This window comes from Synechococcus sp. FACHB-909 (assembly GCF_014698945.1).
GTDB lineage: Bacteria > Cyanobacteriota > Cyanobacteriia > PCC-6307 > Cyanobiaceae > Cyanobium.
Genome location: NZ_JACJTY010000008.1, coordinates 114,581 through 136,113, shown reverse-complemented (window position 1 = coordinate 136,113; position 21,533 = coordinate 114,581). Strand labels below are relative to the sequence as shown.

Below are 21,533 nucleotides of genomic sequence, written 5' to 3'. Positions count from 1 at the left end.
GACTTCGTCGGCACCCTCACCCGCACCCAGTTGAACGGGCCCGATGACATCCCCGCCCTGAAGGCGATCCAGGGCCAATACGTCCTCACGCCCCTGTCGCGATTCACAGGCCAACCGGCGCCACCGCCAGCTCCTGCGGTGGCCTGGCCCGCCTGGGACGCCTCCAAAGCCGAGGGGATCGGCTTCATCACCTACCTCAACGCCCTGTTGCCGTTCATGCCCGCCTTGCCATCGGAGCGGGCGATGCGGGCCCGGTTCGCCCGCATCGGCATCGGCCCCGGCCTGCCCTTTGATCCGGCTCGGCTGGATCCGAAGCTCCGCACCGCCCTGGAAGAAGGGGTGGCCGAGGCCAGCCAGGAGCTCAAAGCCAAAGCCCAACAACAGACCAGCTCCCAGGGATTCTTCGGCAGCCGACAGCAACTGGGGTCGGATTACCTCACGTTCCGCTCGATGGGAGCGATGCTGGGGATCTATGGCAACAGCAGTGAAGAGGCCTTCTATGCCACCCAGCAGACCGGGCCCGACGGCCAAGTGCTTGATGGACGCAGGCGATGGGTGCTGCGATTCGAACCGGGCCAGCTGCCACCGGTGACGGAGTTCTGGTCGGTGACTCTCTACAAGTTGCCGGAGCGCCTGCTTGTGGAGAATCCTATTCAACGCTATTCGATCGGTGATCGAACATCAGGCCTGAAGCTGGGACCCGATGGATCCCTGGAGATCTATATCCAGAGCGAGAATCCAGGAACGGAGAAAGTTTCGAATTGGTTGCCTGCGCCAGCTGGTCCCTTTTTCTTCGTGGCGCGGTTGTATGGCCCTAAGGATCCAGTCCTGAAGGGAACGTGGAAGCTGCCACGCTTGACAGAAGTCAAGTGAAGCAAAGCCCATGAACAACTGAATCGCTTGACTTGTACTTGCTGCTGAGTGGAGGCGTTAGGCAACAGATGAGCATGCCGCTACTGATCCAAGAAGTTCCTGTTACCAATGCTCCAATGGAGCTGTTGCTTCTTGCCGATCCCTCAGAAGACAAGATTCGCTCCTATCTTTTAAGATCAAAGTGCTTCGTGGCTTCAAGTGGAGCGGTTGTGGTTGGTGCATGCGTCGTACAGCTGCGTGGCACAGACTCACATGAGCTCATGAGCATCGCTGTTCACCCAGCCCACCAGAAGACCGGATACGGCACAGAGCTATTGAAATGGGTTATTGAGTATTATCGCAACTCTGGCGCACGCCAACTAGAGGTGGGTACCGGCACGTTCGGCCATCAACTCGCTTTCTACCAGCGGCATGGTTTTAGGGTTACAAGCATTGACCGTGACTTCTTTGTCAAGAACTATCCTGAGCCCATCTTTGAAGACGGAATACAGCTCTTTGACATGCTGCGTCTGACGCTGAGGTACTCGGTCAATGTTGTCTAACCATTCATTCAGGCGTTGTTCTGCCTAGCGAGTTGTGCTGAAGCAGCGGAGCATCGTGTAGACCCATCCTGGACGTCCGAACCCATGGCTGTCGACAGCCGGGCCTGCGGCGACTGAGTAGGAATACTGTTTTCAAACCATCAGACCTAGATCAGGATGGAGGGTTAAGCTGCCCCTCGGGTAATCCGCCGTGCCAGTTCGTTCTGAAGCCCACCAATCCTTTTGGCGGCTTGTGCGGCGGTGGTGTCTCACCCTGGGGGCCTGGATCTGCCTGGTGGTTCTCTGCCCCGGGTCCGCCTGGGCCAGCGATCGCGTGATTGATCTCCAGCAGGGCTGGAGGCCCGAGGAAGTGGATCTCTACCACCACACCTCCGAGGGCACCAACCTGGCTCCCCTGGAGCTGGCGCTTCACCTGCCCGACCCCAAACGCCCGGGTCACCGTTTTCTGGAGGATCTGGACGAGCGTTATGGCTTCATTGCCTCCCCCGTTTCCAGCATCAATCCCCATGGCCTGCCGGTGGGCCTGGCCGTGGATCCCCGGCCCCAGCGCTTTGGCGACAGCGTCTATCTGGGCCTCACCTGTGCCGTGTGCCACACCCGGGAGCTGAAGGCCAAGCCGGCGTCATGGCGCCAGGGCTTCCAGACCATGCGGATCCCGGTGCACGGCGGGCCTGGCCTGGTGAATCTGCTGGCCTTTGATAACGACTTTTACGCTGCCTTTGAAGCCCTTCTGGCCGATGACGCCGCCCTGGCCCGCTATGGGGCCGAGGTGCTTGACACGCCGGCCGACCCGGAGACGATCGCTGGATTGAGGCGTGAGATTGAGGACGTGTTGGGGCCGGTGCGGGCCACCCGCCAGGTGATGCAGGCGATGGGTGTGACGCGAGCGGATTTCGGTTACGGCAACCTCAATGCGCTCAGCCAAGGCAACTACAACAATGTCGGCCTGACGGCCTGGCTGGTGAGCCGGGGGCTGATCCAGTCCAGCGGCGAGAAACCCTTGAGGATTGGCTTTGAGGGCACGGTGAATCTGCCCCCCGTTTGGTTCGCCCACCAGGACGAGTGGGCCCAGTGGTTCGCGGAGATCCACCACCCCGGTCCGCGCAACTGGGTGCAGTCGGTGTCGAGTTCGCCCGTGCGACCGCCCAGGCAGGCAGAGGCCTTGAAGGAAGCCGCGATCGTGGGCTCGGTTGACTTCGATGGCATCGAGGCGATTCAGGAGGCGGTGATCCGGCTGCGCACTCCCCTGTGGCCCCAAAGCGCGTTCGGCGCCCTCAATTCCCAGCAGGTGGACAAGGGCGGTGCCCTGTTCGGCCAGCATTGCGCCAGCTGCCATGTCTCCACGCCGGAGCCGGCCAATGGGGCGGGTCGCCGCTTCCGCGAGCGGCGCGCCTTCGCGGTGGGCACGGATCCCGTGGCTGTGGAGCAGTTCGCCGCTGGCGCGGAGCAGCGGGCGGCGGGCCTGACCCGGCTGTCGGACGCGATCCTGCGCCTGCGCCATGCCCAGCTCCTCAAGCGCTTCAACAATGACGCCACCCTGGTGGCCAACACCGAGCTGTTCGATTCCAAGGGCTTACCCAACAGCTTTGCCCTGGCCCGCGACTACAACGGCAAGGAAGGTCCGGCCTACTGGGCACCGCCGCTGCAGGGTGTCTTCGCCACGTCCCCCTACCTGCACAACGGCTCGGTGCGCACCCTTGGCGATCTCCTCACCCCGCCGGCGCAGCGGCCCACCCAGTTTCACGCCGGCACCAACGTCTACGACCCGCGTGAACTGGGGTTGCGGGATGACGGTCCATTTGTGTACGACACCAGCGAGCCGGGCAAGAGTGCCCAGGGGCACCCCTACGGCACCGGCCTGCCGCCGGAGCAGAAGCGCGCCCTGCTCGAGTACCTCAAATCTCTCTGATCCCCTGGCTGGCCGGCATGACCTACCTGCGCACGCTCAAGCACACCCCAACGGATGAGTGCTGGCCCCTGGTATGCCAGTGGATGGAATCGCAACCGCTGCCCTTCTATAGCGAGCTGCGCCGCGAGCGGCCGATCCTGAAGCTGCCGGGGCTCGTCCTGGTGAGTCGTTACGACGACTGCATGGCCGTGCTGCAGCAGCACGAGCGCTTCAGCGTGGCGCTCTACGGCCCCAAGCAGGCGGGCTACTGGATGGCGGAAGACGAAACACCGCGGCACTGGCGGGAGAAAGGCGTGATGCGCTCGGTGCTGGATCTGGAGGATCTGCCGCGTCTGCGTGCCTTTGCCGGCGAGCGGGCCGCCACGTTGCTGGGCCAGGCCGGAGGTCAGCTTGATGCGGTACTGGGCCTGAGCCGCGCCGTGCCTGTGGCGCTGGTGCAGGAGATGTTTGGCTACGACCAGAGCGATCCGGCCGAGATCCGCGCCTGGTCGTTCTGGAACCAGTACGACGCCTTCTACAACCAGCCGTTCCACGCCTCCAGCCAGGTGGATCCGAGCCCCGAGCAGATCACCGCCGAGCGCCAGGCCGCTAACGTCCGAATGGGAGCTTATCTCAAGGGGTTGCTGCAGCGGCGGGCGGCGCAACTGGCGGCGGGAGGTCCGAGCGAGGGGCGTGGCGATCCGGCCACCCGTCTGCTGCGGCTGAGCCAGTCGGGCGCGATGGACTTCGACATCCTGCGGGTGGCGCGCAATGTGGGGGGTCTGCTGATCGGCACCATCGAAACCACCTCCCAGGCGGTGATCCATGCCCTCTCGTTTCTGCTGGCCGATGCGGAGCGGCGGGAGGCCGCGGTGGAGGCGGCCCATCAGGCCGAGTCCGAGGCCATCGATGGCCATGTGATGGAAGCCCTGCGCTTTCATCCCCCGTTTCCCTATTTCTTCCGGGTCTGTGAGCAACCCACCCAGCTCGGACTGGGCATGCCTTGGGAGCAGACGATCGCGCCGGGCACCACCGTGCTCACGCTCAACCATTCGGCGATGTTCGATCCCACGGGCTTCCCCGATCCCCAGCGGTTTGAACCCGACCGCAACCAGAGCGCCAACTTCCTCTTCGGCCACGGCCACCACCAGTGCCTGGGCCGTCATATCGGCGCAGCGATCATCCCGGAAATCGTGCGGCAGGTGCTGCGGCTCCCGGCCATTGAAGCGGCCGGCCCGGTGGACCGTGGCGGGGGCCCTTTCCCCGAACACTTCCCCCTGCGCTGGACGCCTTGTGAGGGCTGATGGGGACGGCTCCTTGACCACGACCCGGGACATGGTGTTCAGATGGGCTGGAGACCCATCTCTGCTTTGCCACCCCGAGCACAAGGCCTGCCGCACGGGGGCAGCGTAAGGCGTATCTCGAACACCGGAGTCGCTCTTGATGATGTCAACAACGAAGTTTGCCACCGCAGTCGTGTATACCGATGACGTGCCGCGCAGCGTGGAATTCTATGTTCGTGCCACGGGAATCGAACCGAGTCTCTATGATCGTGACCTCGGGTTCGCGTTGCTCGGTACTGATCAGTCTGTCGCCATAGCCTCACACGCCGCGGGCGCACTGATGCTCGCCGACGGCTACGACACGATGAAAAGCGCGCAGGTCAGGGGGGCGGAACTCGCGTTCTGGGCTGCGGACGTGTCCGCCGCGTTTCAGCGCGCGCTTGATGCGGGCGCCCTGGCCCTCACGCCGCCCCGACTGATGCCTTGGGGGCAAACCGTCGCTTATGTGCAAGCTCCCGAGGGGACGATCGTCGGGTTTCTCACACCGGTAGCCGCGTAGGAAGTCGCCAGTCGCGAAACATCAGCAGGGAACTGGCGCCGCACGCACAACGACGCTTGCTGCCGACAACGTCATCTGCTGAGATCGTTAGCAACAGAAGCAAACTGTCGGCTTCATCCCACCAATCTCCGTGTCTCTCCTCAACTTCGCCTACGGATCCAACATGCTCTCCGCACGGTTGTGCCAGCGTGTTCCTGGGGCCCAGCTTGTCGGCACCGCAACGTTGCATGGTCACGCGCTCCGGTGGCATAAGGTCGCCAAGGACGGATCAGGTAAGTGCAACATCGTCGCTGCAGAGCCAAGCTCCGTTGTCCATGGCGTTCTGTACGAGATTCCGGCCCATGAGAAGAAGCATCTGGACCGTGCCGAAGGACTGGGCTTCGGCTATGAAGAGAAGCCAGTCCTGGTCGAGTTCAACACGGGAATGCTCAAGGCCACGGCCTACGTCGCGACCCATATCGATGACAGCATCCTGCCATTCACGTGGTACAAAGCCCTTGTGATCGCAGGTGCAATGGAGCATGGCCTCCCGATGGCGTACGTCAACGGGCTGGGCGCGATCGACGCCAAACTGGATGCCGACGCGCAGAGACACGCGCTGCATATTTCACTCGCAACCCATCGCCATCCCAGGCGTTGCCCAGAGCTTTCCTAGCGCTTCAGTTGTTCCAGATTGGCGATGGTGCGCCGCAGATCCCCTTGGTAGTAAGGGTTGCTGGCCGCCAGGGGGCGCACCAACGCCAGGGATTCCTCCAGCAGGGCCCGTGCCTGATCCTTCTGCCCCATCACCAACCGCAGATACCCCAGGTTGTTCATCGCCCGGCCCAGATCCCCACGTTGGGACGGGCTGTCCTTCGCCAGCGCCCGCAGGAGTCCCACGGTTTCGACCAGGGGTGGCAGGGCCTCACGGAGCTGACCCAGTTCCCCATGGGCCTTGACCAGCTTGCGATAGAGGCTGACCGCTCAGGCCAGTTGGGCGCGGAAGGCAGGCCCCTTGTCGGCCAGCGCCCGAAACATGGCTACCCCCTCCTTAGTTGCCGCAAGTGCGGCGCGAGCCTCAAGATCGCTGGCCGGGAGTTCGGGCACGACGGCGACCGCGTCCGAGCTGGGTGGTGTGTCGCCAAACGCATGGCTCAACCGGAAGGGGAAGGACACTGGACTGGAAGGATGTTGATGGAAGCCGCGCGTGCCATCGATGACCATCGAACGGCTCGCCCCGCTTGTTGCACTGGCACTGATCGATAGCACGAGCTTCGGCACGTTGCTGATCCCCCTCTGGCTGATGTTGGTGCCCGGCCGCCCGCGGCCGGGGAGGATTGTGCTGTTCCTGGGCACCGTCGCCGCGTTCTACCTGCTGTTGGGGATGGCGTTGCTGCTTGGAGCTTCGATGCTGCTCGACATGTTGCAGCAGGCGGGAGACTCACAACCGCTGAGGGTTGCCCAGCTGGGCGCCGGTATCGGACTGATGGCGCTCGGTGCACGCATGGAGCCCTGGACGAGAGCAGGCAAGGAGCGTCGTGCCGCTCGCCGGGCGGCAAAGAAGTCTCGCAACGGGCCGAGTCTGTTCGTACGGATGCGGAGGTATGCGACCGATCCGTCAGCCCCCGTCGGAGCGGTCATCGTCTTTGCGTTGACGGCGGCCGTCATCGAGGCCGCTTCCATGATCCCGTATCTGGCTGCGATCGGCCTTTTGACCGCCTCGGAGTTGTCACTGCTGGGGCGCAGTGCGGTGCTTTTCGGTTATTGCCTGGTGATGATCACACCGGCGTTGCTGCTGCTGGTGGCGCGGCTTTTCCTGCATGATCATGTTTCGCCTTTCTTGAAGAAGCTGGAGTCGCTTCTGTCCCGTCATGCCAACGAGTCGGTGGCCTGGGTGGTTTTTCTGGTTGGCCTGTATCTGGCCGGCGACAGCTTGACCAGGCTTGTTCGGTGGTGATGTTGATCGCGTCGCTTTGATGGCGCCGCTGGCCCGACAACGCATTTCGGCGGTCATCCGCCTCGCACGATCGGTAAACTGAGGATGTCCGTGGCTGCGGTGGCTGCGAACAAACGGTTGACGCACTCAAGCTCGGGACATCAGACACAATGAGCACGCAGGCCTTGCACGAGAAACTGGATGCGATCTTCCAAGCGCATCTGCAGGCTGAACTGGCTGGCGACCTTGACGAGACGCTGGCGACCATGTCCCCAGATCCCCATCTTGTGAATGTGCCCACCATGGTGGGCGGTCAGGGTCCGCAGGCTGTTCGCAGGTTCTATGCCAAGCGGCTGATTGGTCAGTTTTTTCCGCCCGATGTCGTTTTTGAAACGGTGTCGCGAACCTATGGCGAGCAACGACTCGTGGATGAACTGATCATCTCGTTCACCCATACCATCAAGATGGACCATATCCTGCCAGGGGTTGAACCGACCGGCCGCCGGGTTGAATCCGTGTTTGTCGTGATCGTTGGATTCGAAGCCGACAAGGTCGCCTATGAACACATCCTCTGGGACCAGGCGAGTGTTCTGGTGCAGTTGGGCTTGCTCGATCCGAAGGGTCTTCCCGTCGTCGGTGCCGGTGCCGCCGCCAAGTTGAGAAATCCGGCGCTGCCGGACCCGTTCTTCCATGAGGGCTGACGACCGCGAGCCGATCAGGAGCAACAGGCCGGGAGTGGAGGGATAGCGCTGCCACGGCGGCCACTTCTGGCGTATGGGTTGATGGCACCGGCCCTCCAGGGCTTGCTGGGCGCAGGGCCATGATGGTGCCAGGTAGTGCCCTGGACGAGACGATGAAGATCAGGTCTGCCACCCCTGATGATGTAGCTCTGATCCACTCCTTCATCCAGAAGAAATCGGAGTTCGACCGACACATCGGCGCCTTCTCTGGTGTGCTTCAGGTATCGGAAGCCAGGATCCGCCGGAATCTTTTTGGGGATCTGCCCTTTTCCTATGTCTTGTTTGCTGAATGTTCAGGGCGTGCCATCGGCTTTGCTTTGTATGGATTCAGGTATTCGTCATTTGTTGGTCGGCCAAGTCTTTGGTTGGATGATCTCTATGTGGACGCCGCGATGAGAAGTCAAGGTGCTGGTGCCGCCTTGTTGGCTCAATTGGCACAGATCGCCAGGGACAATGACTGCACCCATCTCGCTTGGAATGCGGATGCCCGCAACACCCGTGGGCTTGCGTTCTATCGTCGATTCGGCGCAGATGTGACGGAACAGCATGGCCATCGCTGTTTCTTGCGATGGGTTCCGTGGCCGGTGGCAGAGCACGTCGATGAAGCGAACGGTTGAAAGGCCTCAGCGCGTTGCTCAAGATTCTTGTAGCTCGTAGCTTGCTTGCTGATGACAAAATGGGCCGCTTCCTTCACTGAGCCTCGTGACCGCCACCCGTTCGATCCGGGTCCTCGGCGCCTCTGATGCACCAGCGCTCCGCCAGATGCTGGGGCTCTTCAGTGACGCCTTCGATGACCCGGAGTCCTACCTCCACCACCAACCCAGTGAGGCCTACCTCACCAGGCTGCTGGCCACCGACACCTTCATTGCCGTCGCCGCCTTTGCGGCTGGTCAGGTTGTCGGTGGCCTGGCCGGCTATGTCCTGAACAAGTTTGAGCAGGAGCGCAGCGAGTTCTACATCTACGATCTGGCGGTCGCTGAGGATCTCCGGCGCCAGGGCATCGCCACCGAACTCATCAACACCATCAGGCACACCGCCCAGCAGCGCGGCATCTCCATCATTTTCGTCCAGGCCGACTACGGCGATGAACCAGCGGTCGCCTTGTACACCAAGCTCGGCAGCCGCGAAGACGTCATCCACTACGACATTCTTCCCGGCCCCCGTCGACCTGATCGACTTCCGCCAGGATGCCCCCGTAGGGCTGCAGGTATTGAGCCCGATCTACGCGGCTCCTGCCTCGCCCAGATCCTGGGCAGCGCGCAACTGCAGGCCCTGGACGGCGGCGACTGAACCTTCCGCTCACTTGCCAGCGCCCGACACGACCATGTAGATCCACCTCAGGTCGTTTGATCCTTGACGCCCGCTGATCGATGAAGGTCATCATTCTTGGCAATGCCGGGGCCGGCAAGAGCACCCTGGCCAGGAAGCTGATCGCCAGGCAGCCGGCCGCCCGGTTATCGCTGGATGAGGTCGCGTTCCAGGGCGGAACCGAACGGCGTCCCCTTCACGAGAGTGTCGAGGACGTCAGGCGCTGGATCACCGAGCAGGACAGCTGGATCATCGAAGGCTGTTACGCAGACATCCTGGAGCCCGTCCTGGCCTGTGCCGATGAACTGATCTTTCTGAATCCCGGCATCGAGGCCTGCCTGGCCCACTGCCGCTCCAGGCCCTGGGAGCCCGAGAAATTCAGCTCCCGCCAGGAGCAGGATGCGAATCTCGACAACCTCCTGCAGTGGGTTGGCTCCTACGAAACCCGATCCGACGAATACGGACTCGCCAGGCACCGGGCCCTGTATGAATCCTTTGAGGGGAAGAAGCGGGAATTCTGCCATCCTGAAGCGTATGCATCCACCAGGTGCTCCGTCTTCATCGCCACCAGTCTCGACGGCTGTATCGCCCGCAGCGACGGCTCCATCGATTGGCTGGAGCGCGCCAACGCCGCCGTGCCCGCCGGTGAAGATTGCGGCTACGCCGACTTCATCCAGGCGGTCGATGCGATCGTCATGGGACGGGCCACCTTCGAGAAGGTCCTCAGCTTTCCCGAATGGCCCTATGGCAGCCTGCCGGTTTATGTGCTCAGCACCACCTTGCGAAGCCGTCCTGCCGGAGTGCCGCACTCGGTCCAGGTGCTTTCTGCCACGCCCCACGAGGTCGTGGACCGGGCCGCTGCAGCGGGCCACCACCATCTCTACATCGATGGCGGACGCACCATCCAGGGCTTCCTGAAAGCTGGGCTGATCACGGAGCTGACGATCACGCTCATCCCGCTGCTGCTGGGCTCAGGGATCAAGCTGTTTGGTGATCTGCCAGCCGACAAGAACCTGCGTCTGTTGTCATCCAGAGCCTTTCCGTTCGGTTTCGTTCAGTGTCACTATGCGATGTGCCAGGAGGCCTGGCCTTCAATGCCGACCTTCGAAGCACAGCCGCTGTGATGGTCCCTGAGGATCACTCGCGCATTCCGATCGAGCGATGGCGCCGTTGGCTGGGCGGCGTCCTGCTCGTACCGCTCCTGGCGACGTCGGGCGGGTTCGTCTTCCTCCTCTGCCATGCACTGGTACGCGGTGAAATCAGCATCGTCTCCAGGGGCTATCACGTGTCCAGCAGTTCCTACACGATCAGCGCGAATCCGACCGCGTTCTTCTTTTTCTTCGTGCTCAACGCTCTGCTGGCTGCTTTTCTACTTTTCGTCACCGTGGTGGTGGGTCGAAGGGTGGTCACGGGGACCAGGCCCAGGTGAGGGGAACTTGAGCGAATCGGGGGTGAAGCCCTTGAAAAGCTGGCTTCAGGCCTGCCGCTTTCTGCGACGCCTGGCATGGTATGAGTGCAGATGCAGTCCGATCGCGACCAGCGCCATGCCGGTGGCCACCAGCATGGCGCCGAAGAGGCTTCCCAGAACTCCGGAAACCGGTACTCCCGGTTTCAGCAGCGACCTGCTGGGGTCGCGGGGATCGTAGAAGATAGGTACAGGGCGACCTACGGGTAAGGACTCAGCCTCGCGTTGAGCAACCTCTTCGCTCTTGATGATTCCCACGTCGTCGAGGCTTTGGCGCGTGCCTGTGTACGTGCGACCCCACACGGTAAACGCGTAGTGCAGCCGCACGACATGGGTTCCTACAGCGCCCCGCCTTGAATCGATGATGATGGGCTTAGCCAGCGCCTCCGATTTCTTCACTTCCCCCACCACCGCAGGCCAGGACCGTGATTGCCATCCCTCGACGATCATCGGCACGTTGCGCACCAGTAAGAATCCCCCGCCCCCGAGAGTGGTGGCGAGGATCAAGCCAAGAACCAGGGCAATGAATGCAGCCTGCAGCACACGCATGATGGTGGGAGCCTAGCTGAACCACCCCCGCCTGGCCTGACTCTCCGTCCAGGTGACTGCTGAGAAGCAGATGGCGACCAGCCTATTTTCCCGGTCGTCGAGGATGGTTGGATTAGCGGTGTTCATCGTTGACCTTGAAGGTACCGCTGCAATCCAGGTTCAGTCCCATCCGACGCAATCACGCGAAGACATTGGATGACCCCATCGGTAGCCATCGATTAAGGTCGTGCGATGAACGACCAGGAGAAGCTGAACCAACCCAGGGCCATGGAGGGCCTGTGGCATGACACGGTGGCGTCAGGTTTTTCGATGGCTTCAGACCCATTGACCTGCTCGCTGTTGAGGACCCTGGCCGCTTCAAAGCCGTCCGGTCGCTTTCTGGAGCTGGGCTCGGGAACGGGTCTTTCGACGGCATGGATTCTTGATGGGATGGATCAGACGTCGTCTTTGACGACTGTGGACAATGACGCGTCCTTCCTGGGGATTCTCGACAAGCACCTTGGCTCGGATCCTCGGCTGGAGATCGTCTGCGCCGATGGCGATGCGTTCCTGCAGTCGCAGGGGGATGCCCAGTACGACTTCATCTTTGCGGACACATGGTCTGGCAAGTATCGGTTGCTTGACCAAACCCTACAGTTGCTCAGCAAGGGTGGCCTCTACATCATTGACGATATGCTTCCGCAGGCCAACTGGCCTGATGGCCATGCCTCCAAAGTCGACGACTTAATCCATCAGCTCGTCTCCGACACCAGATTCCACGTGACCAAGCTGTCATGGGCGAGTGGCATCATCGTTGCCACTCGGCTTTGAGGTTTCGTGCAGCATGGACCTCACCCAGTTGGGGGGATGGTGGAGCAGCCAACCCGGGTGATGGATGGATTCGCCTCGCGTCCCAGCTCCGAGGCCATGCTCGCCGGGTTGAGAGGGTGATCAGAGGGATGCCATCTTGGTGTCAGCCACACCTTTGGCACGATCGTTCTCCCAGCGCACCGCCAGGGCATAGAGGTGATCAAGGGTTCCTGAAAGCTCCTTGCCGCGTTCTGTCAGCGTGTAGGTCACCTGAGGTGGAATGGTGGGTTGGTGTTGTCGGTGGACGAGTTGGATCGACTCCAACAGCCGCAATCGCTCGGTCAGCACCTTTGTGGAGATGCCATCCACGCGTCGCCTCAGTTCTCCAAAGCGAAGGGCACCATTGGTGTCAAGAACCCAGAGGATATAGAGCGTCCATTGGCCGGAGATCTGTTTCAACAGGGTTTCCAACGGGCAACACTTGGGCTCAGTCATGGGGCGCACTGGTTTCCTTTTGGTAACTAGTTACTTTCTGGTTGCTACTTTACGCTGGCGAGTGACTGGCTTAGTGTCTGGCTGTTGAGCAACAGACTTGCTGAAGCCATGGGAATCATCTTGCATGTTGATTCCAGTCCACGGGGTGAACGCGCCAGGTCTCGCCTGTTGGCTCGGGACTTTATGAATGCCTGGCTGGACAGACATCCTGATGATGTTGTGACGTATCGGGACTTACGGATGACGCCGGTTCCCCATATCACCGAAGAGTGGATCGCCGCTGACTTCACACCCCCAGAAGCCATGACGTCTGAGATGGCTGGGCAGCTTGCCTTCTCCGATGATCTGGTCAATGAGTTTCTGGCAGCGGATCGTTGTGTCTTCAGTGTGCCCATGTATAACTTTGGAATGCCATCCAACTTCAAAGCCTACATTGACCAGGTCGTCCGTGTGGGACGCACCTTCACCCTTGATCAAGGCCAGTTCAGAGGATTGGCCCAGGGGAAGAAGGTCGTCTTCATCACGACTCGCGGTGTTGCTTACGGCCCAGGCTCGCCTTTTGAAGGGTGGGATTGCCTCGAGCCTGCGCTGCGGTACGCGTTCCAATTCATGGGGGTGACGGATCTTTCTTTCATCCACGCCGAAGGCCTGGACCTTGGTGACGATGCCGAGAGAAGGGGGTTGGAGGCCGCCCAATCCAGGCTGCAGGAATTCGTGGGTCGTTGGTAGCGCCACTCACTACCCCGATCCTGCGGACGGTTGAGCAGACTTGCTCCTGAAGGATCGGCAGAGGGTTCAAGCCAGGGGACGTCGAAATTCTCCCTCACAGGAGCGCCTATCGTTGATCGGACGGCCCCTGTTGTGCCTGGCACCCTGGATGATCACCTGTTACCTCCGCTACATCATCGATCCCTACAAGCTCAAGGAATTCGAGCATTACGGCAAGAGCTGGATTCCGCTCGTTGAGAAGTACGGAGGCCAGCATCACGGGTATTTCCTCCCGTCGGAGGGCGCCAGCAACGTCGCTCTGGCCCTGTTTTCCTTTCCAAGCCTGGCCAGCTACGAGACCTATCGCAGCAGCTCACTGGACGACCCGGAGTGTCAGGCGGCGTTCCGCTATGCGGAGGAGACCCGCTGCATCATCAGCTATGAGCGCAGCTTCTTTCGCCCCGTCTTCGGGCCCTGAGGCCGTCGGCGCCCCATCCGGATCGATAGTACGGTACGGTACCGTACATCCCGTTGGACACTCCCTTGTCCATGGCCGCGCCACCCCGTGACCGCCTTCTCTCGGCCGCCCGGGAGCTGTTCTTTCAGCATGGTTTCGCCAGGGTCTCCACCGATGCCCTGGCGCGTGCCGCCTCGGTTTCGAAGGCGACGCTCTACAAGCATTTCCCCAGCATGGAGGCCCTGCTGCGCGCCGTCGTCGAGACGGAGGTGGATGGCTTTGAGCAGGGGGTTCCCGTTGCGGTGGCGACGGAAGCCGCGTTCCACGCGGCGCTGGTGCAGTACGGCGCCAACCTGCTGGATTTTCTCAACCAGGCCGACATCATCCGGTTTGCCCAGCTGATGTTCGAGGAGGCCCGCGGCAGCACGGGGCTGGCGGCCGACTTCTACGACTCCGCCTACGGGCGCACCCAGAACGACCTGGCCCAGCTGATCCAGCAGGGCCTCGACCGTGGCTACCTGAGCTCCGCCCTCGGGGCCGCGGTGCTGGCCGAGCAACTCCTGGGTCTGTGGGAGGGCTTCGGCTTCGTTCGTGCCCTGCTCGGCCTGACGGCGCGACCCTTCCCCAATCCCCGGGCCTGGAGCCAGGCCTGTGTGCACACCTTTCTGGCCGGCCAGGGCTCCGGGCCGCTGCGGAGCGACGAACCCATCCACTCCTGAGCCGCCGTCAGAGCGCCATGGCCATCCACAAATTCCTTCCTCCCGCAAGCCTGGCGGACGCCCTCTCCGATCGCCGCCGGCTCTGGGTCCTCGGGGCCAGACTCAGGGCCTTCACCATCGCCGTGGCCCTGGCCACCCATACGGTGTTTCCCCTGCTGCGCTGGTGGCAGCAACGCCGGATCCGCCACGGTGAGCTGATCTGGCTGGAGGACATGCCCGGCCCGCCCCAGAGCCAGAGCTTCGACCATCTCGATTTCGTGGCCGCGGACCTGACGCCCAATCCCGGCCTGGTCCGCAAGCGGGCGCGGTTCATGAAGGTGGAGTATCCACCGACGACCTACCCCTTCGCCTATCGCCAGCCACCCATCTCCGGCAACACGATCAATGGCCTGGGGGAGGCTCAGGCGCGCCGGCCCGACCACGTGTTCTTCGGTGATTCCTACAGGCGTGCCTGGGGCAAGCTCGACTGGTACTTCCAGGTGATGGAGCCCACCGCGATCCACCGCCTGATCGTGCGGATGTTCTGGCAGGACCATGGCCGGGTGGGAACCGTGGCCCGCCGCACCACGGCGCCGGCGGATCCCCTGGAGGCCTCCGCCTGGATCAAGGCGATGGCGAAGCACTGCGGCGCGGGCCTGGTGGGCATCACCTGGCTGCGGCCGGAGTTCTGCTATCACGATTCCTCGCCCGAATTCCTCCATGCCATCGCGATTGCGGTGCCGATGGACCGGGAGGAGATGCTCCACACCCCGAGCGAACGCTCCAATCGGCAGATCATGGAGACGTACCTGGCCGTGAATCGGGTGGCGATCCTGCTGGCCCGCCATATCCGTTCCCTGGGCTATCCGGCCCAGGCGTCCACCAACCTGGCGCCGGGTTCGAGCACCGAGGTGCTGCATGTCCCCATCGCCATCGCGGCCGGCCTTGGCCAGCTGGGCAAGCACGGCTCGCTGATCACGCCCGAATTCGGCTCGAATGTTCGCCTGGCCACCGTGTTGACCGATCTGCCGCTGGCCGTGGATCAACCCAGGGATATCGGTGTCGACGACCTCTGCGCCCACTGCCGCATCTGCGAAACCAACTGTCCGCCCCATGCCCTCTTCCCCGAGAAGCAGCTGGTGCGCGGCGAGCGCCGTTGGTACGTGAACTTCGACAAGTGCGTTCCCTACTTCGCCGAAACCCGCGGCTGCGGCATCTGCATCGAGGTCTGCCCCTGGAGCACACCCGGCAAGGGTCAGGAGCTGATGCGCACCCTGCTCGAACGTCGGCAGGGGGCCGGGGGAGCCGCCCGGACCTGACGTGTGCCACGTTGGCCCGTGTTGTGGCGAGGTTGTGTGCACGAACCGCTCCTGACAGTGCGCCGAGCGACAGACGCCGACCTGCCGCTGCTGGCCCGTTACGGCTTCGCCCTCGCGCAGCTGCATGTCGGCTTTGATGGCGAACGCTTTGCCGCGCCGCCGGGTGGCGAGGGCGCCTATGCGGCGTTCTTCCAGGCGGAGCTCCAGCGTCCGGAGGTTGTGCTGCTGATCGCCGAGGCCGGTTCGCAACCGGTGGGCTATGCGTTCGTGCGGATGGAGCCGATGAGCCTGGTGGAGATCCGCCGCGCTGGAGCCTGGTTGCACGACATCTATGTGGATCCCGAGGCCAGGAGCGGCGGGATCGGCCGCCGGTTGCTCGAAGCGGCCAAGGAGGCGGCCCTCGCCCTGGGCTCCAGCAGCCTGATGCTCAGTGCGTCGTCGCAGAATGCCGCCGCCCGGCACCTGTTCGAACGCGCCGGACTGCGCCCCACCATGGTCGAGATGCGGATCGAACTGGGCGAGTGAAAGCAGCATCGCTGCCGACATCGGCGGTGACGACGGCACCGTCACCATGGCCGAACAGGTCGCTCGGCTGGCTTCTCGATGAACACCTACACCTTCCTTCGGGTTCCGGTGGCCTACACCGCCGGCCAGATCGATCCATCCCCATACGAACAGGCCATCCATGACCATGCCGCCCGGGGCTGGGATCTGGTTCAGATCTTCGTGGAGAATCCCGCCGCCACGGCCAGCGAGCACGTGCTGATCTTCCGGCGGCCGGCCTAGGCCCCGTTGAGCAGCGGCACCAGTTCCCGCACCGCATCGCCGGCCTTGAGCTCCAGCGCCACGCCTGACCCGCCGCAGTCCTCCGCTGCCAGCTGGTCGGCGCCCAGCCGCAGGCTGCGGCCCTCGGGGCCCTCCAGGGTCACGCCGATCACGCCGGCGTCGCCCGCCTGCAGATCCACCAGGGCGTCGTCCCGCTCCAGGAAGCGCAGGCCGATCTGGCCCATGGCGCCGCGCTGGCAGGGCCGCAGGCTCTCGATCTGGAGCCGCTTCACCTGGCCCCGGCGGCTGGCCAGCAGCACGTCGCCGCCCGCCGCCGCCCGCGCTGCCCCCACCACCCGTTCGCCGGGGAGCAGCCGCAGCAGCATCGGCCCCTGGGCGGTGCGGCCCATCACCGGCAGGTTGGTGTCGTTGATCGCCAGCCGCAGCATCCGTCCGGTGCTGGTGGCCACCACCAGATCCTCCCCCTCCCGGCAGGGCACCACCCGCTGCAGGGCCACCCCCTCCTTCAGCTTCAGCACGGTGGCGGGCCGGCCCGACAGCTCCAGGAAATCCTCGATCGGCAGCCGCTTGAAGCGTCCGTCGGTGCTCAGCAGCCCGATGCTTCCCGACGGCGGCTGCGGCAAGGGCAGCACCTGCACCACCGTCTCCCCCTGCAGGCTGTCGGGCAGGAAGCGCTCCAGCTTGCCGGGGTTCTGGCCGGCGAATTCCCAGCGCAGCAGGGCCACCTTGCCGCCGGCGCTGAAGGCCAGCAACGCCGGCTGCCCGGCCACCGGCAGGATCAGCCGCGCCGGCGGCGGCAGTTCGCCCAGCTCGGCCGCCTGATCCAGATGCAGCCGGCCCAGCATCTGGGGCGTCACGATCCGCACAGCCCCGTCGGTCTGGATCAGCAGCCGGCCGTCGCCGGCCAGGGCCTCGAAGGCCTGCTGCCGCTGCAGTTCGGTGTTGGGCCGCACCGCCGCCGCCCGCTGGGCCACCAGGGCGTCGCCCCCCTCCACCAGCCGGGTGCGCCGCGGGGTGGCATAGCGCTTCCTGAGCCCCTTCAGCTCGCTGACCATCGTGTCGAGCAAGGTGTCGCGGTCGTTGAGCAGGTGCCGCAGCCGGGTGCGCTCCTCTTCCAGATCGGCCGCCTCCTTGCGCAGCCCCTCCTGCTCCAGGCCCGTGAGCCGCCGCAGGGGCATGGCCAGCACCGCATCGGCCTGGCGTTCGCTCAGATCCAGGTGCACCTGCAGGCTGGCCCGGGCCGTGGCGGCATCCCGCGCCTCGCTGATCATCTCGATCACGCGCTTGAGGTCGTCGAGGGCCTTGATCAGCCCCTGCACCACCTCCAGCCGGTCTTCGCAGCGCTTGAGGGCGTGGTTGGTGCGGCGGATGATCGTCAGCTCCCGGTATTCCAGGAACTGCTGCAGCATCTGGCGCAGGTTCAGCTGCTGGGGCTGGCCGTTCACCAGCGTCAGCAGGATGGCGCCGAAATTGCTCTGCAGGGCCGTGCGCCGCTGCAGCTCCTCCAGCACCTTCTGGGGTTCGGCGTCGCGCCGCAGCTCGATCACCACCCGCATCCCCTCGCGGTCGCTCTCGTCGCGGATGTCGGCGATGCCGCCGATCTTGCCGTCGTTGACCTGCTCGGCCAGCTTCTCGATCCAGCCCGCCTTGCTCAGCTGGTATGGCAGTTCCGTCACCACCACGGCGCCGCGCCGGTGGCGCCCCTTGCCGGGCTGCACCTCCTCGATGTGGGCCACGCCCCGCATCGGGATGCTGCCCCGGCCGGTGGCGTAGGTGTCGCGCACACCGCTGCCGAGCAGCACCTCGCCGCCGGTGGGGAAATCCGGGCCCGGCACCATCGCCAGCAGCTTCTCCTCCGCCAGGTCGGGTTTGCGGATCAGGGCGATCAGGGCATCGACCACCTCGCCCAGGTTGTGGGGCGGGATGCTGGTGGCCATGCCCACGGCGATGCCGGTGCAGCCGTTGAGAAGCAGGAAGGGCAGCTGGGCCGGCAGCACCGTCGGCTCCTGCTGGGAGCCGTCGAAGTTGGAGGCGAAATCGACCGTGTCGCTGCCGATCTCATCGAGCATCGCCTCGTTGGCGATCGGCGCCAGCCGGGTTTCCGTGTACCGCATCGCGGCCGGCGGGTCGTCGTCCACCGAGCCGAAGTTGCCGTGGCCGTCCAGCAGCGGGTGGCGGCTGGCGAAGGTCTGCACCAGCCGCACGAGGGCGTCGTAGACCGCCTGGTCGCCGTGGGGGTGGTACTTGCCGAGCACGTCGCCCACCACACGGGCGCACTTGCGGTAGGGCCGGTCCGGGGTCAGCCCCAGCTCGTGCATCGCATAGAGGATGCGCCGCTGCACCGGCTTGAGCCCGTCGCGCACGTCCGGCAGGGCCCGCCCCACGATCACGCTCATCGCGTACTCGAGGTAGGAGCGCTGCATCTCCTGATGCAGGGCGATCGGTTGGACGCGCTCGTCCGGCATCCGGTCCTTTGGGGCAGCGGCTCAGGGCGCTCAGCCTACAGATGGCGCCCGGAGCCCCCCGGGCTCAGGACTCCTCGCTGCTGACCCCGTCCCCGTCGGTGGCATTGGCCAGGGCCCGCTCCACCGCCGCCTTCAGTTCCGGCAGGGCCAGCAGCTGGGCGGTCACCGCCCGCAGCTTGGGCCCCCAGAGCTGTTCCTTCTGGAACTTCTCCTTGACGTAGTTGGGCTCCTCCGCCAGGGCCGTCTCGGCCAGCTTCAGGGCCTGGGCCCGCTCCGCCGGCCCCCGCTCGAACAGGGCCGCCGCCAGGGCCAGGGAGGTTTCGGCGATGTCCGGCTTGATCTTCAGCACCCGCTGCCAGCGGCCGATGGCGTCGTTGACGCGGCCGCTCTCGTACAGCACCAGCCCCTGGTTGTTGATCGCCTCCCAGAAGTCCTTGCGCAGCCCCGACGCCCGCTCGAACGAGCCCAGGGCCTCCTGGGTGTTGCCCAGCAGGATCTGGGCGTTGCCGAGATCGAAGTAGGCACCGGCGTTCTTGCCGTCCAGCTCCAGCCCCCGCCTCAGCAGGCCGATGGCGTCCTGGGGCTTGCCGTCCCGCAGGGCCAGGGAGCCCTCGGCGAACCAGATGCCGGCGTTGTTGGGATCCAGCTCCTTGGCCCGGGCCAGGGCCACCTTGGCCTTCTCCATCTGGTTGCTGCGCAGCTCCGCCTCCGCCAGCAGCACCCAGCCGCGGGGGTCCTGCGGCAGCAGCCGCACCGTCAGTTCCGCCAGCCGGGCCGCATCCTCCGCCTGGCCAAGGCGCAGCAGCCGCGCCGCCGCCTGGGCGATGCCCAGCCCCGCCCCCTCCAGTTCCTTCTCCTGCGGCAGATACACGAACGGCACCAGCGCCCGTGCCGGCAGGGCGTAGCCCACCAGGGGGGTGGCCGTCAGCGGCATGGCCAGGCAGAGGGAGGAGAACAGTCGCCAGAACCGCCGGCCCACGGAATCACCCCGAATCTCACCAGCCTAGGGAGCCGTCCCCCGTTGTCCCCAACTGCCCGTCAGGGCCGCCCGGATGTTGCGCCGCCACATGGCCGGGCGGATCCGCCGCAGGGCCGAGGCCCGCAGCCGTTCGTCCCAGTCTTCGTCGCTCCAGCCCAGGGCCTCCGCGCCGCGCAGATCCAGCAGCCACGGGCGCGGCTGCACGTCGCTGTCGGTGGCGACGGGCAGGGGCCGCTGGTTCCAGGGGCAGACCTCCTGGCAGATGTCGCAGCCGGCCACCCAGCCCTCCAGCCGCCCGGCGATCGCCGCCGGCAGCGCCTCGTCGCGGTTCTCGATCGTGTGGTAGGCGATGCAGCGGCGGGCATCCACCACGAACGGCTCGTCGAGGGCGCCGGTGGGGCAGGCGTCGATGCAGGCCGTGCAGGCGCCGCACAGGGGCTCAGCCGGGCGGTCGGGGGGCAGATCGAGGCTGGTGAGCAGGTGGCCCAGCAGCATCCAGGAGCCCCGGCGGCGATGGATCAGGTTGCCGTTCTTGCCGATCCAGCCCAGGCCCGCCTCCTCCGCCCAGGCCTTGTCGAGCAGGGGGGCGCTGTCGACGCAGGCGCGCCAGGTGGTGCCCGGTGCGACCTGCTCCAGCCAGCGCCCCAGCTGCCGCAGGCGGCCGTCGATCACCCGGTGGTAATCGCGGCCCCAGCCGTAGCGGGCCACCCGCAGGCTGCCCGACGCGCGCTCCTGGGCCACGTGGTAGTTCCAGCCCACAGCAAGGATGCTGCGGACCCCCGGCAGAAGCGCCTCGATCCGGCGGCGGCGGGGATCCTCCATCCAGCCCATCCCCGCTTGGTTGCCCGCCGCCAGCCATCGCTCCAGGGCGGCCGTGCGCAGCGGCAGCCGCGGGCCTCCCGGCACCGCCGCCAGGCCCACCGGTGCGAAGCCGAGCCCCTCGGCCCTGGCCCGCAGTGCCGCCGCCACTGCGCTAAGGGACGAAGGCGTGCTCAAGGGCTGCCGGTAGAGTCCCACGAATCCGACCTCCATTGAGTGGCTGCCGTTTCCTCCTCCCGCTTCAGTCCCCTGCTGCGCTGGATGGGCATCACCCTGGTGGTGCTGCTCGTCCTGCAGCTGGTCGCCGTGCTCACCCTCTGGGACTGGCAGGAGGAGGCCTTCCGCCAGCTGGTGGTGGAGCGACTGATCGGCCAGGCCCCGATGGGTCTGATCGGGCTGCTGCTCATGTACCTCTCCTCCCGCCTGGAAGACCCGTCGGAGGAGCGCACCCCCGTCCTCTGGACCGTCTGCATCATCAGCGGTCTGCTGGCCGTGCTGCTGACCGCTTCGCTGCCGATCGCCTTCGGCGGTGACCAGCAGATGCAGCAGCAGGCCGACCAGCAGCTCGCCGCCAAGCGCGGTCAGCTGGAGATGGCCCGCCAGCAGAGCAAGGATCCCGCCCTGCTCCAGCAGCTGATCAAGCAGGCCGAATCCACCGGCCAGGTGCCCCCGGGCGCCACCGAGGAGCAGAAGACCCAGTCGGCCCGGGCTTTCGTCGATCGCCAGCTCGACCAGCTCGAGACCCAGTTCAAGCAGACCGAGCAGACCAGCAAGGTCACCCTGAGCCAGCGCCGCTACGGCGGATCCCTCGGCGCGGTGGTCCTGATCATCGCCTTCACGATCCTTTGCCTCGGCAGTGTCCTGTAAGACCCCCGTGGATCGTTACCGTTAGGGTT

The 21,533-nt window shown here is 64.8% G+C and carries 25 protein-coding genes and 1 pseudogene; 20 read left to right on the top strand and 6 right to left on the bottom strand.

Translation table 11 applies throughout. The annotated features are described in order from the left end of the window. Window positions 1–138 precede the first annotated feature (138 nt). From H6G99_RS16635 to H6G99_RS13680, 6 genes are all read left to right on the top strand, one after another. Window positions 139–873 (top strand): DUF1214 domain-containing protein, encoded by a 735-nt coding sequence (locus H6G99_RS16635; RefSeq protein ID WP_190612047.1) that lies wholly within the window; start codon window positions 139–141, stop codon window positions 871–873. 74 nt (window positions 874–947) lie between these two features. Then, a complete protein-coding gene (locus H6G99_RS13700; protein ID WP_199297193.1) occupies window positions 948–1,415 on the top strand; it encodes a GNAT family N-acetyltransferase in 468 nt (155 codons plus the stop codon). A 313-nt stretch (window positions 1,416–1,728) separates the two neighbouring features. After that, window positions 1,729–3,324 (top strand): di-heme-cytochrome C peroxidase, encoded by a 1,596-nt coding sequence (locus H6G99_RS13695; protein WP_190612045.1) that lies wholly within the window; start codon window positions 1,729–1,731, stop codon window positions 3,322–3,324. Between the two features lie 17 nt (window positions 3,325–3,341). Next, complete coding sequence (locus H6G99_RS13690; protein WP_190612044.1) at window positions 3,342–4,607, top strand: cytochrome P450; 1,266 nt, start codon at window positions 3,342–3,344, stop codon at window positions 4,605–4,607. Window positions 4,608–4,749: 142 nt separating this feature from the next. After that, window positions 4,750–5,145, top strand: coding sequence for a VOC family protein (locus H6G99_RS13685; protein WP_190612042.1), 396 nt, complete (start codon window positions 4,750–4,752; stop codon window positions 5,143–5,145). A gap of 130 nt (window positions 5,146–5,275) precedes the next feature. Next, window positions 5,276–5,800, top strand: coding sequence for a gamma-glutamylcyclotransferase family protein (locus tag H6G99_RS13680; RefSeq protein ID WP_353617250.1), 525 nt, complete (start codon window positions 5,276–5,278; stop codon window positions 5,798–5,800). Here the strand turns inward: H6G99_RS13680 and H6G99_RS13675 are convergent. After that, on the bottom strand, window positions 5,797–6,024 hold the full coding sequence (locus H6G99_RS13675; protein ID WP_190612041.1) for a hypothetical protein: 228 nt from the start codon (window positions 6,022–6,024) through the stop codon (window positions 5,797–5,799). The genes H6G99_RS13680 and H6G99_RS13675 overlap by 4 nt on opposite strands. 316 nt (window positions 6,025–6,340) lie before the next feature. Here H6G99_RS13675 and H6G99_RS13670 point away from each other — a divergent pair, with 316 nt between their 5' ends. From H6G99_RS13670 to H6G99_RS13645, 6 genes and pseudogenes are all read left to right on the top strand, one after another. Continuing rightward, on the top strand, window positions 6,341–7,081 hold the full coding sequence (locus H6G99_RS13670; protein ID WP_190612039.1) for a GAP family protein: 741 nt from the start codon (window positions 6,341–6,343) through the stop codon (window positions 7,079–7,081). 164 nt (window positions 7,082–7,245) lie between these two features. Next, window positions 7,246–7,761, top strand: coding sequence for a nuclear transport factor 2 family protein (locus H6G99_RS13665; RefSeq protein WP_286191155.1), 516 nt, complete (start codon window positions 7,246–7,248; stop codon window positions 7,759–7,761). 152 nt (window positions 7,762–7,913) lie between these two features. Continuing rightward, entirely contained in the window at window positions 7,914–8,417 is a 504-nt protein-coding gene (locus H6G99_RS13660; protein ID WP_190612037.1) for a GNAT family N-acetyltransferase, read from the top strand. Between the two features lie 103 nt (window positions 8,418–8,520). Further along, window positions 8,521–8,955, top strand: a pseudogene (locus tag H6G99_RS13655) (AAC(3)-I family aminoglycoside N-acetyltransferase); the annotation flags it as partial. Window positions 8,956–9,170: 215 nt separating this feature from the next. Then, complete coding sequence (locus tag H6G99_RS16230) at window positions 9,171–10,232, top strand: dihydrofolate reductase family protein (protein ID WP_199297192.1); 1,062 nt, start codon at window positions 9,171–9,173, stop codon at window positions 10,230–10,232. Then, the gene (locus tag H6G99_RS13645; protein WP_190612034.1) at window positions 10,232–10,537 is read left to right on the top strand and encodes a hypothetical protein; all 306 of its coding nucleotides are present in this window, start codon (window positions 10,232–10,234) and stop codon (window positions 10,535–10,537) included. The genes H6G99_RS16230 and H6G99_RS13645 overlap by 1 nt, the downstream gene beginning before the upstream one ends. Window positions 10,538–10,582: 45 nt before the next feature. Here H6G99_RS13645 and H6G99_RS13640 read toward each other — a convergent pair whose 3' ends face one another. Further along, on the bottom strand, window positions 10,583–11,122 hold the full coding sequence (locus H6G99_RS13640) for a DUF3592 domain-containing protein (protein WP_190612032.1): 540 nt from the start codon (window positions 11,120–11,122) through the stop codon (window positions 10,583–10,585). 231 nt (window positions 11,123–11,353) lie between these two features. Here H6G99_RS13640 and H6G99_RS13635 point away from each other — a divergent pair, with 231 nt between their 5' ends. Then, the gene (locus H6G99_RS13635; protein WP_190612031.1) at window positions 11,354–11,932 is read left to right on the top strand and encodes an O-methyltransferase; all 579 of its coding nucleotides are present in this window, start codon (window positions 11,354–11,356) and stop codon (window positions 11,930–11,932) included. A 120-nt stretch (window positions 11,933–12,052) separates the two neighbouring features. Here H6G99_RS13635 and H6G99_RS13630 read toward each other — a convergent pair whose 3' ends face one another. Beyond that, window positions 12,053–12,382 (bottom strand): winged helix-turn-helix transcriptional regulator, encoded by a 330-nt coding sequence (locus H6G99_RS13630; protein WP_286191154.1) that lies wholly within the window; start codon window positions 12,380–12,382, stop codon window positions 12,053–12,055. Window positions 12,383–12,514: 132 nt separating this feature from the next. On the opposite strand from H6G99_RS13630, the gene H6G99_RS13625 reads away from it, so the two are divergent. From H6G99_RS13625 to H6G99_RS13600, 6 genes are all read left to right on the top strand, one after another. Then, window positions 12,515–13,135: an FMN-dependent NADH-azoreductase gene (locus H6G99_RS13625; RefSeq protein ID WP_190612062.1), complete on the top strand. Its 621-nt coding sequence runs from the start codon at window positions 12,515–12,517 to the stop codon at window positions 13,133–13,135. Window positions 13,136–13,283: 148 nt separating this feature from the next. Beyond that, entirely contained in the window at window positions 13,284–13,592 is a 309-nt protein-coding gene (locus H6G99_RS13620) for an NIPSNAP family protein (protein ID WP_190612028.1), read from the top strand. Between the two features lie 71 nt (window positions 13,593–13,663). After that, window positions 13,664–14,290: a TetR/AcrR family transcriptional regulator gene (locus tag H6G99_RS13615; RefSeq protein WP_190612027.1), complete on the top strand. Its 627-nt coding sequence runs from the start codon at window positions 13,664–13,666 to the stop codon at window positions 14,288–14,290. A 17-nt stretch (window positions 14,291–14,307) separates the two neighbouring features. Further along, window positions 14,308–15,588, top strand: coding sequence for a 4Fe-4S dicluster domain-containing protein (locus H6G99_RS13610; protein WP_190612025.1), 1,281 nt, complete (start codon window positions 14,308–14,310; stop codon window positions 15,586–15,588). Window positions 15,589–15,624: 36 nt separating this feature from the next. Further along, window positions 15,625–16,113, top strand: a complete 489-nt coding sequence (locus H6G99_RS13605; protein ID WP_190612024.1) for a GNAT family N-acetyltransferase — start codon at window positions 15,625–15,627, stop codon at window positions 16,111–16,113. Between the two features lie 78 nt (window positions 16,114–16,191). Next, a complete protein-coding gene (locus H6G99_RS13600) occupies window positions 16,192–16,374 on the top strand; it encodes a DUF4177 domain-containing protein (protein WP_190612022.1) in 183 nt (60 codons plus the stop codon). On the opposite strand, the gene H6G99_RS13595 is transcribed toward H6G99_RS13600, so the two are convergent. The 3 genes from H6G99_RS13595 to queG form a co-directional block, all read right to left on the bottom strand. Then, the gene (locus tag H6G99_RS13595; protein WP_190612021.1) at window positions 16,371–18,839 is read right to left on the bottom strand and encodes a DNA gyrase/topoisomerase IV subunit A; all 2,469 of its coding nucleotides are present in this window, start codon (window positions 18,837–18,839) and stop codon (window positions 16,371–16,373) included. The two genes, H6G99_RS13600 and H6G99_RS13595, sit on opposite strands and share 4 nt — an antisense overlap. Window positions 18,840–18,903: 64 nt before the next feature. After that, window positions 18,904–19,818 (bottom strand): tetratricopeptide repeat protein, encoded by a 915-nt coding sequence (locus H6G99_RS13590; RefSeq protein ID WP_094586336.1) that lies wholly within the window; start codon window positions 19,816–19,818, stop codon window positions 18,904–18,906. A 24-nt stretch (window positions 19,819–19,842) separates the two neighbouring features. After that, window positions 19,843–20,814 carry a tRNA epoxyqueuosine(34) reductase QueG gene (queG, locus tag H6G99_RS13585; RefSeq protein ID WP_190612019.1) on the bottom strand — a complete coding sequence of 324 codons (972 nt, stop codon included), beginning with the start codon at window positions 20,812–20,814 and terminating at the stop codon, window positions 19,843–19,845. A gap of 39 nt (window positions 20,815–20,853) precedes the next feature. On the opposite strand from queG, the gene H6G99_RS13580 reads away from it, so the two are divergent. Then, window positions 20,854–21,504: an HpsJ family protein gene (locus tag H6G99_RS13580; protein ID WP_233134007.1), complete on the top strand. Its 651-nt coding sequence runs from the start codon at window positions 20,854–20,856 to the stop codon at window positions 21,502–21,504. Window positions 21,505–21,533 lie beyond the last annotated feature (29 nt).